14 protein-coding genes are annotated in these 14,933 nt (G+C 60.0%); 11 read left to right on the top strand and 3 right to left on the bottom strand.

All coding sequences use genetic code 11. The annotated features are described in order from the left end of the window. Positions 1-199: 199 nt before the first annotated feature. From QOM08_RS06360 to QOM08_RS06390, 7 genes are all read left to right on the top strand, one after another. A complete protein-coding gene (locus QOM08_RS06360) occupies positions 200-1,459 on the top strand; it encodes an AGE family epimerase/isomerase (RefSeq protein ID WP_188252318.1) in 1,260 nt (419 codons plus the stop codon). A 116-nt stretch (positions 1,460-1,575) separates the two neighbouring features. Beyond that, positions 1,576-2,877, top strand: coding sequence for an ABC transporter substrate-binding protein (locus QOM08_RS06365; protein ID WP_047228362.1), 1,302 nt, complete (start codon positions 1,576-1,578; stop codon positions 2,875-2,877). A 117-nt stretch (positions 2,878-2,994) separates the two neighbouring features. Continuing rightward, a complete protein-coding gene (locus tag QOM08_RS06370; RefSeq protein WP_047228361.1) occupies positions 2,995-3,903 on the top strand; it encodes a carbohydrate ABC transporter permease in 909 nt (302 codons plus the stop codon). Next, entirely contained in the window at positions 3,896-4,741 is an 846-nt protein-coding gene (locus QOM08_RS06375) for a carbohydrate ABC transporter permease (RefSeq protein WP_047228360.1), read from the top strand. The genes QOM08_RS06370 and QOM08_RS06375 overlap by 8 nt, the downstream gene beginning before the upstream one ends. A gap of 2 nt (positions 4,742-4,743) precedes the next feature. Further along, positions 4,744-5,904 (top strand): ABC transporter ATP-binding protein, encoded by a 1,161-nt coding sequence (locus QOM08_RS06380; RefSeq protein ID WP_047228359.1) that lies wholly within the window; start codon positions 4,744-4,746, stop codon positions 5,902-5,904. Between the two features lie 144 nt (positions 5,905-6,048). Next, on the top strand, positions 6,049-7,395 hold the full coding sequence (locus tag QOM08_RS06385; protein WP_047228358.1) for a carbohydrate porin: 1,347 nt from the start codon (positions 6,049-6,051) through the stop codon (positions 7,393-7,395). Between the two features lie 282 nt (positions 7,396-7,677). After that, the gene (locus tag QOM08_RS06390) at positions 7,678-8,532 is read left to right on the top strand and encodes a D-hexose-6-phosphate mutarotase (protein ID WP_047228357.1); all 855 of its coding nucleotides are present in this window, start codon (positions 7,678-7,680) and stop codon (positions 8,530-8,532) included. A 141-nt stretch (positions 8,533-8,673) separates the two neighbouring features. Here the strand turns inward: QOM08_RS06390 and QOM08_RS06395 are convergent, their stop codons facing one another. Next, positions 8,674-9,534, bottom strand: coding sequence for a MurR/RpiR family transcriptional regulator (locus QOM08_RS06395; RefSeq protein WP_171061416.1), 861 nt, complete (start codon positions 9,532-9,534; stop codon positions 8,674-8,676). 196 nt (positions 9,535-9,730) lie between these two features. On the opposite strand from QOM08_RS06395, the gene zwf reads away from it, so the two are divergent. From zwf to QOM08_RS06410, 3 genes are read left to right on the top strand one after another with little or no spacing between them, the layout of a single operon-like run. Further along, complete coding sequence (gene zwf / locus QOM08_RS06400; protein WP_047228356.1) at positions 9,731-11,200, top strand: glucose-6-phosphate dehydrogenase; 1,470 nt, start codon at positions 9,731-9,733, stop codon at positions 11,198-11,200. Further along, on the top strand, positions 11,187-11,900 hold the full coding sequence (gene pgl / locus QOM08_RS06405) for a 6-phosphogluconolactonase (RefSeq protein WP_316912716.1): 714 nt from the start codon (positions 11,187-11,189) through the stop codon (positions 11,898-11,900). The genes zwf and pgl overlap by 14 nt, the downstream gene beginning before the upstream one ends. Positions 11,901-11,917: 17 nt before the next feature. Further along, positions 11,918-12,583, top strand: coding sequence for a bifunctional 4-hydroxy-2-oxoglutarate aldolase/2-dehydro-3-deoxy-phosphogluconate aldolase (locus QOM08_RS06410; protein WP_047228354.1), 666 nt, complete (start codon positions 11,918-11,920; stop codon positions 12,581-12,583). Positions 12,584-12,826: 243 nt separating this feature from the next. Here QOM08_RS06410 and QOM08_RS06415 read toward each other — a convergent pair whose 3' ends face one another. Both QOM08_RS06415 and QOM08_RS06420 read right to left on the bottom strand, forming a co-directional pair. Further along, a complete protein-coding gene (locus QOM08_RS06415) occupies positions 12,827-14,014 on the bottom strand; it encodes an aminotransferase class V-fold PLP-dependent enzyme (protein ID WP_316912717.1) in 1,188 nt (395 codons plus the stop codon). A 12-nt stretch (positions 14,015-14,026) separates the two neighbouring features. After that, positions 14,027-14,263: a DUF3820 family protein gene (locus tag QOM08_RS06420; protein ID WP_047228352.1), complete on the bottom strand. Its 237-nt coding sequence runs from the start codon at positions 14,261-14,263 to the stop codon at positions 14,027-14,029. Positions 14,264-14,468: 205 nt separating this feature from the next. Between QOM08_RS06420 and QOM08_RS06425 the strand changes: the two genes are divergently transcribed. Then, positions 14,469-14,933, top strand: coding sequence for a ferritin-like domain-containing protein (locus QOM08_RS06425; protein WP_047228351.1), 465 nt, complete (start codon positions 14,469-14,471; stop codon positions 14,931-14,933).

The raw sequence follows: 14,933 nt of genomic DNA on the forward strand, positions 1-14,933 counted from the left end.
ATTCGGTGGTGGCCACAAAAGTGGTTTATTCCCTGGCGCCAATGTGCGAGCGAGCCTGCTCGCGATGATGCCGTCAGCTTCAGCACATCGCTCAAGTGAATGTCACAAGTCGGTGACATAACTCGCCCCTTTCGTTACCTGCCACCCGCCATCCCTTGTTTAGACTCCCTGCGTCAAAACAACAAAAAAAGGTACTCCCATGGACACCTTCCAACCGGCCTTCAGCAGTTGGCTGAATGCGCCTGCCCACCAGCAATGGCTTGCCGCCGAAGGCTTGCGTCTGCTGGCGTTCGCCAAGGCTTCGAAGCTGCCGGACGGCTTTGGCAACCTGGACGAGCAGGGTCGCCTGCCGGACGATGCCCGGGCTGAAACCATGAACACCGCACGCATGACCCATAGCTTCGCCATGGCCCATATCCAGGGGCTGCCGGGGTTCTCCGAGCTGGTGGACCACGGTGTCCAGGCCCTCAGCGGCCCTCTGCGGGACGCCGAGCACGGCGGCTGGTTCGCCACGGCGCAACCCCATGAGAACGACACCGGCAAGGCCGCCTACCTGCACGCATTTGTCGCCTTGGCGGCCAGTTCCGCGGTGGTGGCCCAACGTCCTGGCGCCCAGGCGTTGCTGGATGAAGCCGTGCGGGTGATCGATACGCACTTCTGGAGCGAAGAGGAGGGCGCCCTGCGCGAGTCCTTCAACCGCGACTGGAGCGACGAAGAAGCCTATCGCGGCGCCAACAGCAACATGCACGCCACCGAAGCCTTCCTGGCCCTGGCCGATGCCACGGACGAGCCCCGCTGGCTGGTCCGCGCGCTGCGTATCGTTGAGCGGGTAATCCACGGCCACGCCGCCGCCAATGACTACCTGGTGGTGGAACACTTCGATCGTCACTGGCAGCCGCTTCGCGAGTACAACCACGACAACCCCGCCGACGGTTTTCGCCCTTACGGCACCACGCCCGGCCATGGTTTCGAATGGGCGCGGCTGCTGTTGCACCTTGAGGCTGCACGGGTGCAGATTGGCATGTTGACCCCGGGCTGGCTGGCCCAGGATGCGCAAAAACTTTTTGACCAGAATTGCCGCCACGGTTGGGAGGTCGACGGCGCCCCAGGCCTTGTCTACACCCTGGACTGGGACAATCGCGCGGTAGTTCGCCATCGCCTGCATTGGGTGCATGCCGAAGCAGCCGCCGCCGCCAGTGCCTTGCTCAAACGCACCGACGAGGCGCAATACGAAGCCTGGTACCGGCGGTTCTGGGAGTTCTGTGACAAACATTTCATCGACCGTTGCAATGGCAGTTGGCACCACGAGCTCGATCCGCAAAATCGCCCCAGCGCCGACATCTGGCCGGGCAAGCCGGACCTGTATCACGCCTGGCAGGCCGTGCTGATCCCGCGTTTGCCCCTCGCCCCCAGCATGGCGACGGCGTTGGCGAAACTCTCCAGTCCCGCGCCTGTGTAACCATGCCGTGACATTTACGCGTCCCTTCGTTACCTGCGAAGGGATTTCCCCTGTTTAGAATCCATGCAGCGCAAGCACCAGACTTGCATGCATAACAACAAGAAAGGTACTTCTAGATGAATGCGATTTCTCGCCTCGCTACTGTCATTTCTCTTGCTTCCCTGCTTCCCGTCGCAGCATTCCCTGTCAGCGCCCTTGCCGCCGAATCCAAAGGCAGCGTGGAAGTCGTTCACTGGTGGACGTCCGGTGGCGAAAAAGCCGCGGTCGATGTGCTCAAGGCCCAGGTAGAGAAAGACGGCTTTACCTGGAAGGATGGCGCTGTTGCCGGTGGTGGCGGCTCAACTGCCATGACCGTGCTCAAGAGTCGTGCCGTGGCCGGTAACCCACCGGGTGTGGCCCAGATCAAAGGCCCGGACATCCAGGAGTGGGCGTCTACCGGACTGCTCGACACCGACGTCCTGAAAGACGTTGCCAAAGAAGAGAAGTGGGACAGCCTGCTCGACAAGAAAGTCTCCGATACCGTGAAGTACGAAGGTGACTACGTTGCCGTGCCGGTGAACATCCACCGCGTCAACTGGCTGTGGATCAACCCGGAAGTCTTCAAGAAAGCCGGCATCACCAAAAACCCCACCACCCTCGAAGAATTCTACGCCGCCGGCGACAAGCTCAAGGCAGCAGGCTTCATTGCGCTGGCCCACGGCGGCCAGCCTTGGCAGGACAGCACGGTGTTCGAAGCCGTGGTGCTCTCGGTCATGGGCGTCGATGGCTACAAGAAAGCCCTGGTCGATCTGGACAACAAGGCCCTGACCGGTCCGGACATGGTCAAGGCGTTGACCGAGCTCAAGAAAGTCGCGACCTACATGGACGTGGACGGCAAGGGGCAGGACTGGAACCTGGAAGCGGCCAAGGTCATCAACGGCAAGGCCGGCATGCAGATCATGGGTGACTGGGCCAAGAGCGAATGGACCGCCGCGAAGAAAGTCGCCGGCAAGGACTACGAGTGCGTAGCTTTCCCGGGGACCGACAAGGCCTTCACCTACAACATCGACTCCCTGGCGGTGTTCAAGCAGAAAGACGAAGGCACCGCGGCCGGTCAGAAGGACATCGCCAAGGTCGTGCTGGGTGAGAACTTCCAGAAAGTCTTCAGCATCAACAAGGGTTCGATCCCGGTGCGCAACGACATGCTGGCCGACATGGCCAAGTACGGTTTCGATTCCTGCGCCCAGACCGCTGCCAAGGACTTCCTGGCGGACGCCAAGTCCGGCGGCCTGCAGCCGAGCATGGCGCACAACATGGCGACCACGTTGGCAGTACAGGGCGCGTTCTTTGACGTGGTGACCAACTTCATCAACGACCCGAAAGCCGACCCAGCCGACGCCGCCAAGAAACTTGGCGCAGCGGTTCAGTCTGCCAAGTAAAGCAGTTAGAAGCTACAAGCTACAAGCTACAAGCTGCAAGGGGGCACTGCTTATCTTGCCGCCTGCAGCTTGTCACTTGTAGCTGCCCCTAGTCTTTCTCTTGTACTGGATCTTCCCATGAGTTCTGTTGCTGTGTTCAGCAAGGCCTCGCCGTTCGATGCATTGCAGCGCTGGCTCCCAAAACTGGTGCTGGCGCCGAGCATGTTCATCGTTCTGGTGGGCTTCTACGGTTATATCTTGTGGACGTTTGTTCTGTCGTTCACCACCTCGACCTTTCTGCCGAACTACAAGTGGGCGGGCCTGGCGCAATACGCGCGGCTGTGGGACAACGACCGCTGGTGGGTGGCGAGCAAGAACCTGGCGCTCTTTGGCGGCATGTTCATCGGCATCACCCTGGTGATCGGCGTGCTGCTGGCAGTGTTTCTTGACCAGCGCATTCGTCGTGAAGGTTTCATCCGCACCATTTACCTGTATCCGATGGCGCTCTCGATGATCGTCACCGGTACGGCCTGGAAGTGGTTGCTCAACCCGGGCATGGGCTTGGACAAATTGTTGCGTGACTGGGGCTGGGAAGGTTTTCGCCTGGACTGGCTGATCGACCCGGACCGTGTGGTGTATTGCCTGGTGATCGCCGCGGTGTGGCAGGCCTCGGGTTTCATCATGGCGATGTTCCTGGCCGGCCTGCGTGGGGTGGATCAATCGATCATCCGGGCTGCGCAGATCGATGGCGCGAGCATGCCGCGCATCTACTGGAAAGTGGTGCTGCCGAGCCTGCGTCCGGTGTTCTTCAGCGCCGTAATGATCCTGGCGCACATCGCGATCAAGAGCTTTGACCTGGTGGCGGCGATGACAGCCGGCGGCCCGGGTTACTCCTCTGACCTGCCTGCCATGTTCATGTACTCCTTCACATTCAGTCGCGGCCAGATGGGCATGGGCTCGGCCAGTGCGATTCTGATGCTCGGTGCGATTCTCGCAATCATCGTGCCTTACCTGTACTCCGAGCTGAGGACCAAGCGTCATGACTAGTCTCGCTGCCAAACCTTCCATCAGCCTGAGTCGCATCGCGATCTACGCGGTACTGATCCTTGCCGTATTGCTTTACCTGGTGCCGCTGGTAGTCATGCTGTTGACCAGCTTCAAGACCCCGGAAGACATCAGCACCGGCAACCTGCTGAGCTGGCCGACCGTGGTCACCGGCATCGGCTGGGTCAAGGCCTGGGCCACGGTTGACGGGTATTTCTGGAACTCGATCAAGATCACCGTCCCGGCGGTGCTGATCTCCACCGCGATCGGTGCATTGAACGGCTACGTGTTGTCGATGTGGCGCTTTCGCGGTTCGCAGTTGTTCTTCGGCCTGCTGCTGTTCGGCTGCTTCCTGCCGTTCCAGACCGTCTTGCTGCCGGCTTCGTTCACGCTCGGCAAGATGGGCCTGGCCAGTACCACCACGGGGCTGGTGTTCATACATGTGGTCTACGGCCTGGCGTTCACCACGCTGTTTTTCCGTAACTACTACGTGAGCATTCCCGATGCGCTGGTGAAAGCGGCGCGACTGGACGGTGCGGGTTTCTTCACCATCTTCCGGCGGATCATCCTGCCGATGTCCACCCCGATCATCATGGTCTGCCTGATCTGGCAGTTCACCCAGATCTGGAACGACTTCCTGTTTGGCGTGGTGTTCTCCAGCGGCGATTCGCAGCCCATCACGGTGGCGCTGAACAACTTGGTCAACACCAGTACCGGGGCCAAGGAATACAACGTTGATATGGCGGCGGCGATGATCGCCGGGCTGCCGACCCTGCTGGTCTATGTGGTGGCAGGCAAGTATTTCGTGCGCGGTCTGACGGCCGGCGCAGTCAAGGGGTAATCATGGCAACGCTCGAACTTCGCAATGTAAACAAGACCTATGGTGCCGGCCTGCCGGACACCCTGAAGAACATCGAGTTGTCGATCAAGGACGGTGAGTTCCTGATCCTCGTCGGCCCTTCGGGCTGCGGCAAGTCGACGCTGATGAACTGCATCGCCGGCCTTGAAACCATTACCGGCGGCGCGATCATGATCGGTGACCAGGATGTCAGCGGCATGAGTCCGAAGGATCGCGACATCGCCATGGTGTTCCAGTCCTACGCGCTGTACCCGACCATGAGCGTGCGGGAGAACATCGAGTTCGGTCTGAAGATTCGCAAGATGAGCCAGCCGGCCATCGACGAAGAAGTCACCCGCGTGGCCAAGCTGTTGCAGATCGAACACCTGCTCAATCGCAAGCCCGGCCAGCTTTCCGGCGGCCAGCAACAGCGCGTGGCCATGGGCCGGGCGCTGGCGCGGCGGCCGAAGATCTACCTGTTCGACGAACCGCTGTCCAACCTCGACGCCAAGCTGCGGGTCGAGATGCGCACTGAAATGAAACTGATGCACCAGCGCCTGAAGACCACCACGGTCTACGTCACCCACGACCAGATCGAAGCCATGACCCTGGGCGACAAAGTGGCGGTGATGAAGGACGGCATCATCCAGCAGTTCGGCACGCCGAAAGACATCTACACCAACCCGGCCAACCTGTTCGTGGCGAGCTTCATCGGTTCGCCACCGATGAACTTCATCCCCCTGCGCCTGCAACGCAAGGACGGCCGTCTGCTGGCCTTGCTCGACAGCGGCCAGGCTCGTTGCGAGCTGCCGATGGGCATGCAGGATGCGGGTCTGGAAGACCGTGAAGTGATCCTCGGCCTGCGCCCGGAACAGATCATGCTGGCGGGCAACGAGCCCAATGGTTTGCCGACCATTCGCGCCGAAGTCCAGGTCACCGAACCTACCGGACCGGACACGCTGGTGTTCGTCAACCTGAACGACACCAAGGTCTGCTGCCGCCTGGCGCCGGACGTGGCGCCGCAGGTGGGGGAGACCCTGACGCTGCAATTCGATCCTTCGAAAGTGCTGCTGTTCGACGCCAAGTCCGGCGAACGCCTGGGCGTGGCCGGCCAAGTGCAGACAGATGCCCGGACCGCAAACGTAGCGCAGTTCAAAGGCCGATGAAGAACCAATGGGGGAGGGGGCTTTGCTCCCAAACAAGCTCTCTCCCACAAGGGAGTATGCGGTGAGTGGGGGACCATTCGCCGCAATCGTTGTAAACCGCGTTAGATAAAAACAGTTAATAACAATAAAGACGAGGATGTAGGGATGAAGAAGAACAACAACGCCCGGCGTGTCTGCCAATTGTCCGCTGTTGCGGCGATGATGCTGGCCGGTAGTGCGCACGCGGCCGAGGCTTTCAGCGCCGATTCGCAGTGGATGACGGGCGACTGGGGTGGCGAGCGGACCAGGCTGATCGAGCAAGGTATCGATATCAAGGCTGATTTCGTCGGTGAGATGGGGGCCAATCTCGACGGCGGTTACAACGATGACAAGACTGCGCGTTGGTCCCAGCAGTTTGGCTTGGGTGTAGCCCTCGACCTGGAGAAACTGGCAGGTTGGGGTGATACCACGGCCAAGATTCAATTCACTCGCCGTGACGGTCGCAACATCTCCAACGACCGTATCGGTGATCCACGTGCCGGCACCCTCAGCTCTTCCCAGGAAGTCTGGGGCCGTGGGCAAACCACCCGTCTGACGCAGTTGTGGATCAAGCAGCAGTATTTCGACAGTAAGCTGGATGTCAAAGCCGGTTATTACGGGGTCGGTGAAGATTTCAACAGTTTCCCGTGCGAGTTCCAGAACCTGGCGTTCTGCGGTTCGCAAGCGGGTAACTGGGCAACCGGCATCTGGTACAACTGGCCGATCATGCAGGCGGCGATTCGCGTCAAGTACAACCTCACGCCCGAACTCTATGCGCAGATCGGTGCTTACAACCAGAACCCTTCGCAGCTGGAAAACGGAAACCGCTACAAGCTCAGCGGCAGTGGCACCAAGGGCACGCTCATTCCGGTCGAGTTGGTCTGGTCGCCCAAGCTCAATGGCCTGCCAGGCGAATACCGTGTCGGTTACTACAAAAGTACGGCCAAGGCTGACGACGTGCGCGAAGACGACAATGGCCAGGATGCCGCGACAACCGGTAACGCCTACCGCAGCCACAGCAGCAAGGATGGCTACTGGTTCGTGGTGCAGCAACAGCTCACCACCCACAACGGTGATGCATCGCGCGGTCTGAACATTGCGGCCAACGCCACCTTCCATGACAAGGAAACCAACGTCGTCGACAACTACCAGTCGCTGATGTTCGTGTACAAGGGGCCGTTCAATGCGCGTCCTAAAGATGACGTCGGGATTGGTTTCTCCCGCATCCATGTCAACGAAGATGTGAAGAAAAACGCCGAGCTGGTCAACGCGGCCAATGGTGTCAGCGACTACGACGATCCGTTGTTCTCGCCGTTGCGTGGCACCGAATACAACTACGAAATCAACTACGGTTTCCACGTGACCAACTGGCTGACCGTACGCCCTAACCTGCAATACATCACTCATCCGGGTGGTGTGAATGAAGTCGACGACGCGCTGGTCGCCGGTCTGAAAATTCAGTCGGTGTTCTAACGCTGTTGCGATAAGCTCCTCTCTATGTGCGCATATTTGCGGATGGCCAAGGCTGTCCGCTTTTTTTTGCGGAGTGTGCTTGGTTGACGCTGGACTTGTGGCGAGGGAGCTTGCTCCCGCTGGGTTGCGAAGCGACCCCAAAGCCATTCACTGCGGTGCCTCAGCCAGGCCGCATTTGCCTTGTTTACGACTGCTTCGCAGCCGAGCGGGAGCAAGCTCCCTCGCCACAAAAAATGCGTTGCAAACAGATGAGTAACTCAATGATTTCCAGGACCGCAGCTCATGCATGAGCATCCGCTACAACGCTTTTTCAGATCCTTGCGCGAGCGCCCGGTGTTTGCGTGGGAGCGCTATCAGCAACGTGATGTGTTGGTGATCGATCATCCTCTGTGCCAGGCGGTGTTCAGTCGCCAGGGCGCGCAGCTGTTGCACTTTCAGCCGCGGGGTCAGAAACCCTGGTTGTGGTGTGCGGCCAAGTGGCCACAAGTCGGTGCGATCCGCGGCGGGGTGCCGGTGTGCTGGCCGTGGTATGGCCGTCATCCCAGCGAAAACGCCTGGCCGTCCCATGGCTGGGCACGGTTGATCGACTGGAAACTGCTCGACAGCCGCAGCGATGAAGACGGTGTGCACCTGCACTGGCAGCTCCAGTTGTGCGACTGGCAGGTCGATCTGTACGCCGATCTGGGCGAACGCATGGAATTACGCTTGAGCACCGAGCATCAAGACAGCCTGCCGTGTCAATTGAGCCAGGCTCTGCACGCCTATTGGCGTATTGGTGACGTTGGTGAGATAGCGCTGTCTGGGCTTGAAGGCGCGCTGGGCTACGACCAGTTGAACCGTGCAGCCTGCCAGCAGGAAGGCGATTTGCGGGTCGAGGGCGGTTGTCAGCGGGTGTTCCAGCATGAGGGTGAACTGCAGCTTAAAGACCACGCCTGGCAGCGTGAGCTGTGCATCGACACCGGCGCCAGTGCCGATACCGTGGTGTGGCATCCCGGTGCCCGGCCTTTGCTGGGGGTGAGCTGGGATGAGGTGTCGGAGTTCGTCTGCGTCGAAGCGGCCAGCGGCGGCACCGACAGCCTGTGCCTGGCGCCGGGGGAGCGGGCGCATTTGAGTTTGCAGGCGCGGGTGGGGGCTTAGTTCGGGATCTGGAGTGTTGCTGCTGGCCCCATCGCGAGCAAGCTCGCTCCCACAGGGGGCTTGTGAACGCCAAAGATCCAGTGTGGGAGCGAGCTTGCTCGCGATAGCGGTTTATCAGGCGACAAGATACCCAAGGTCGAATCAGTTGAACTCATCCCCCACCGGATACCGGCTGGCATTCAGGCTTTCCTTGATCTTGCGCAGATGCGGCTGGAAGTCCACACCGCGGCGCAAGGTCATGCCGGTGGCGAGCACGTCCAGCACAGTGAGCTGGATGATCCGCGAGGTCATCGGCATGTAGATGTCGGTGTCTTCGGGCAGCGGGATGTTCAGGCTCAGGGTGCTGGCCTTGGCCAGGGGCGAGCCTTCGGCGGTCAGCCCCAGTACCGACGCGCCGTTCTCCCGGGCGATGCGTGCGACTTCCACCAGCTCGCGGGTACGGCCGGTGTAGGAAATGATCACGAACAGCTCGCCCGTGTGGGCCACTGACGCGATCATCCGCTGCATCAGCACATCGGCGTGGGCGGTCACCGCCAGGTTGAAGCGGAAGAATTTGTGCTGGGCATCCAGCGCCACCGGTGCCGAGGCACCGAGGCCGAAGAAGTGAATCTGCCGGGCCTGGATCAGCAGATCCACGGCACGACTGATCAAATTGGGATCAAGGGCCTGGCAGGCGCTGTCCAATGAGGCAATGGCACTGCCAAAGATTTTCCGGGTGTAGGCTTCCGGGTTGTCATCGGCCTCCACTGCGCGACTGACGTAAGCGGCGCCGCTGGCCAGGCTTTGGGCCAGTTGCAGCTTGAGTTCCGGGTAGCCGCTGACGCCGAATGAACGGCAGAAGCGGTTGACGGTGGGTTCGCTGACCGAAGCGGCCTGGGCGAGGGCGGCGATGCTGAAGCGGGTGGCCTGCTGTGGGTTGAGCAGGATCACTTCGGCCACTTTGCGTTCTGCCTTGTTCAGGTCTTCAAGGCGACTCTGGATCTGTTCCAGTAAATTTCGCACGCGGTCCATACAAGATTCCTAGAAAGACGGGTCTTTGATACGACCCTTTGCGGTGGCCTATCCTACTGATGGCTCCGGTGTACCACCACTCGGAATCGGTATTTTCGAAAAATGTTGTGGTTATTACTACATTTTTCCTTGAGTGATGCCTTGAAAAAAGGTATTTGTAGCTTAACTTGATAAAAGAACAAACATCATGCATTCGATTACGGTTGAACCGTGCACCTTCGCCTTGTTCGGCGCGTTGGGCGACCTGGCCTTGCGCAAGCTGTTTCCTGCCCTTTATCAGCTCGATGGCGCGGACCTGTTGCACGAGGACACGCGGATCATTGCCCTGGCCCGGGAGCCGGGTAGCGAACAGCAACACCTGGCGTTCATCGCCGCTGAGTTGCGCCGCTACGTGGGCGACAAGGATCTGAACGAGACCGTGGTTGAACGCTTCCTCGGGCGACTGACTTATCTGCACGTGGATTTCCTCAAGGCCGAGGACTATGTCGCCCTGGCCGAGCAGGCCGGTTCAGCCCAGCAAGTCATTGCCTATTTTGCCACCCCAGCGGCGGTGTATGGAGCGATCTGCGAGAACCTGGCGAAGGTCGGCTTGTGCGAAAACACCCGCGTCGTGCTGGAAAAACCCATCGGCTCGGACCTGGAATCGTCGCGCAAGGTCAACGACGCCGTGGCGCAGTTCTTCCCGGAAAACCGCACCTATCGCATCGACCACTACCTGGGTAAAGAGACGGTCCAGAACCTGATCGCCCTGCGGTTCGCCAACAGCCTGTTCGAAACCCAGTGGAACCAGAATTACATTTCCCATGTGGAAATCACCGTCGCCGAGAAGGTCGGCATCGAAGGCCGCTGGGGCTATTTCGACAAGGCCGGCCAACTGCGCGACATGATCCAGAATCACCTGTTGCAGTTGCTTTGCCTGATTGCCATGGACCCGCCCGCCGACCTGTCCGCCGACAGCATCCGTGACGAGAAGGTCAAAGTGCTCAAGGCCCTGGCGCCCATCAGCCCGGAAGGCCTGACCACCCAGGTGGTGCGCGGCCAGTACATCGCCGGCCACAGCGAGGGCAAGTCGGTGCCGGGTTACCTGGAAGAGCCCAACTCCAACACCCAGAGCGATACCGAAACCTTCGTGGCCCTGCGCGCCGACATTCGCAACTGGCGCTGGGCCGGGGTTCCGTTTTACCTGCGCACCGGCAAGCGTATGCCGCAGAAACTGTCGCAGATCGTCATTCACTTCAAGGAACCGTCCCACTACATCTTCGCCCCCGAGCAGCGCTTGCAGATCAGCAACAAACTGATCATCCGCCTGCAGCCGGACGAAGGGATTTCCTTGCGAGTGATGACCAAGGAGCAAGGCCTGGACAAGGGCATGCAATTGCGCAGCGGTCCGTTGCAACTCAACTTTTCCGACACCTATCGCAGCGCGCGGATTCCCGATGCCTACGAGCGGTTGTTGCTGGAAGTCATGAACGGCAATCAGAACCTGTTTGTCCGTAAAGATGAAATTGAAGCCGCGTGGACGTGGTGTGACCAGTTGATTGCCGGATGGAAGAAATCCGGCGATGCGCCCAAGCCGTATGCGGCCGGGTCCTGGGGGCCAATGAGCTCCATTGCACTGATCACGCGGGACGGGAGGTCATGGTATGGCGATATCTGAAGTGAAACTACCGCAGGGCGTCAGCGCCCACGAATTCAAAACCCCGGTGCTGCTGGCCGAGGGCTTGGCGTTGAAGGTGGCCGAGCAATTACGCGAGGCCATCGAGGCGCGCGGCACGGCGACCCTGGTGGTCTCCGGCGGTCGCAGCCCCGTGGCGTTTTTCCAGAGCCTGGCCAAACAGGCGCTGGACTGGTCGAACGTGGTGGTGAGCCTGGCCGATGAGCGCTGGGTGCCGGTTGAACACGCTGACAGCAACGCCGGTCTGCTCAAGCGTTACCTGCTCCAAGGTGCGGCGGCCAAGGCCCAGTTCCTGAGCCTCTACAGCGCCAGCGCTGATCTGGAAGCCGCAGCCGAGCAGGCCGATCGTTTGCTGGCCGAGCTGCCGCCCATTGACGTACTGATACTGGGCATGGGCGATGACGGGCACACCGCCTCGTTGTTCCCCGACAGTCCGAACCTGGCTCAAGCCTTGGATGCCAATGGCGCTCGCCGCTGCTGGCCGATGCTGGCGCCCACCGTGCCGCACCAGCGCCTGACCATGAGTCGCGCTTTGCTGGCCTCGGCGAAACACAAAGTGCTGTCGATTTCCGGTCAGTCGAAATTGACCACCCTGAACGCTGCGGTGGCCGGTGACAATGTCGCCGAAATGCCGATCCGCGCGTTTTTGCGACCTACGTTAGAGATTTACTGGTGCCCATGAACCAAGGATCAGCCGCTATGACAAACCCATCCCCGACCGTTTCCATGGCGGACAAAGTTACCCTGATCGACAGCCTCTGCGCCAAGGCGCGGATCCTGCCGGTGATCACCATCGCCCGTGAGCAGGACATCCTGCCGCTGGCCGATGCCCTGGCCGCCGGCGGCCTGACGGCGCTGGAAGTGACCTTGCGTTCCCAATACGGCCTCAAGGCCATCCAGGTGCTGCGCGAGCAACGTCCGGAACTGGTGACCGGGGCCGGTACGGTGCTGGACCGCCATATGCTGGCCGCTGCCGAGGCTGCCGGTTCGCAGTTCATCGTCACCCCAGGCATCACCCGTGATCTGCTGGAAGCCAGCGTCGACAGCCCGATCCCGTTGCTGCCGGGCATCAGCAACGCCTCCGGCATCATGGAAGGCTACGGCCTGGGTTATCGCCGCTTCAAACTGTTCCCGGCGGAAGTCAGCGGCGGTGTCGCGGCCATCAAGGCCCTGGGCGGCCCGTTCGGCGAAGTGAAATTCTGCCCGACCGGCGGCGTAAGCCCGGCCAATATCAAGAGCTACATGGCGTTGAAAAACGTGATGTGCGTGGGCGGTAGCTGGATGCTTGATCCTGAGTGGATCAAGAACGGCGACTGGGCCCGCATCCAGGAGTGCACCGCCGAGGCGCTGGCGCTGCTGGACTGATTGTCTTACCGAACCTTCGTTGGGTGTTCTACGGTTTTACGGTGCGCTTGGTCGGCGCGCCGTTTTTTTTTTGCCTGGGTTTTATCGTACCGCGCTGGATGAACGCTGGATTTGTGGCGAGGGAATTATCCCCGCTGGGGCGCGCAGCGGCCCCGAAACCTGACATCTCGGTGCGTCAGATAGGTTAAGTCCTCCTTGCTGGGCTGCTGCGCCGCCCTGCGGGGATAAATCCCCTCGCCACAACTACATTCGGCTCAGGTTAATCAGCGCCGCAGTCAACCGCTCGATATCCTTCGCCAAGGTGATCAACCCTGGGGTAATGCGAATACACGGCCCGACACTGGTGTTGCGCACCACGGTGAAGATCCCGTAGTCATTGAGCAGTCGATCGGCCATCGCCTGTTGATCGGGCTGGGCGGTGAAGCGCATCGACGTGATGCCACAGTACAGGCGCGGATCGTCCGGCGTCATGATTTCGATCCCCGGTACATCACGCACGGCGTTCACCCACAGGTCGCGCAGATAACTGAGCCGCACGCCCTTGGCCGATGCGCCACCCAATGAGCGGTGCTCCTCCAGGACCAAGGGCAGGGTGAGCAAAGCCGGGATATTGGGCGTGCTGTGGGGCGTTCGCGAGCGCACGTCTGCGGCTGGATAATGATCTTCGTCCATGTCCGGGTCGATGTCGGCCAGCCGTTGCGGTGCGATGTATAAAAAGCCCAGGGCCAGCGGCCCGCCGATCCACTTCTGCAGGTTGAACCCGGCGAATTCGATACCGAGCTTCTTCAGATCGAAATCGATCTGGCCCAGGGCATGGGCACCGTCGAGAATGATATCGACGCCAAACTCACGGGCGGTTTCGGCAATGGCCTGGACCGGCATCACCAGCCCAGTGAGGTGGTTGACGTAGGTCAGCGCCATCAGCTTGAGGCGCGGGTAACGAATGAACGCTTGGCGATAAGTGCCCACCAGGCTTTCGAAACTGGCGGGGTGCGGGTGGACGAGTTCAATCACCTCTACGCCACGCTGCCGGGCCAGCCAGCGCATTGCGCTTTTGACCGACGCGTATTCCAGATCACAGATCAGCACCTGATCGCCAGGCTTGAGACCGTTGTAGTTGCGAATCAGCGTTTGCAGGGCGTCTCCGGCACTGTTGGCCAACGCTACGCCAGTGGGGGATGCGTGGATCAGTTGCGCCACTTGCTGGCGAATCGCTTCGCCATGGTCCCGGTCGAAATGCTGGCGCACGTACACCGAGTTACCGCGATTGACGAACTCAATATTGCGTTGGTACTCCTCGACCACGGTCCGGGACATGCGGCCGAAGTAGCCGTTTTCCAGATTGAGCGGCCCATTGGGGTCGACATCGTAGCGACCCACAAAAGTTTCCCAGAAAGCTTCATCGTGGGCGCGCAGGGTGTTCTCGGGCATGGCGAGGCTCAATCAATGTTGGGGCTTGGGTTTGCCGTGTTTGGCACGCAGGGGGTCAAGCAGATCCGACAGACCGTTGTGGTCGATCTCCTGCATCAGCGCCAGCAAACCGCCCAGTTCCCCGTGAGGAAAACCCTCGCGAGCGAACCAGTTCAGGTATTGCCCGGGCAGGTCGGCCAGGATTCGGCCTTTGTATTTGCCGAAGGGCATCTGGCGTGTCACCAGCAGTTCGAGCTTTTCCGGGTTCATGGTAGGGGTCTTGATTCAGTCAGCCTGGAAAATACAGGCATTCTGCATGCAGGCCAAATGACAGATCATGCAAAGAACACGGATACAGTTATCGAACGATTGATTAAGTTATTGATTTTCAATGTTTTTATTTGTGATTGCGGCTGGCACGACCGATGCAATATTCCTTGTAGGTTTTTTATTCACCAAGCAAAGGAATTGAAAAATGACCGACATCAACAAAGAATCCATCTCCGTCCTGAACGACCTGATCGAGACCAGCAAAGATGGTCAGGAAGGTTTCAAGACTTGCGCTGAAGACATCAAGCATCCACAACTCAAGGATTTGTTCGTCCAGCGCGCCGCAGACTGCGCTGCCGCCGCGGCTGAGCTGCAAGCTGCCGTACGGGCCCTGGGTGGCGATCCGGAAACCTCCACCAGCGTTGCCGGTGATATGCATCGCCGTTGGGTGGACGTGAAATCCATGTTCACTGGCAAGGACGAAGAAGCGGTGCTCAACGAAGCCGAGCGCGGTGAAGACCATGCCCTTAAGGCTTACAAAGAAGCCATGGAGAAAATCAGCAAGCACAACCTGGTTGGTATTCGCGATCTGGTTGAGCGTCAGTATCATGGTGTGCAGCGCAACCATGACCAGGTAAAAGCCCTGCGTAACCAGGCGCGCGCCAGCTAA

The sequence above is a fragment of the Pseudomonas sp. P105 genome, from assembly GCF_032614175.1.
GTDB classification, from domain to species: Bacteria; Pseudomonadota; Gammaproteobacteria; order Pseudomonadales; family Pseudomonadaceae; genus Aquipseudomonas; species Aquipseudomonas rhizophila.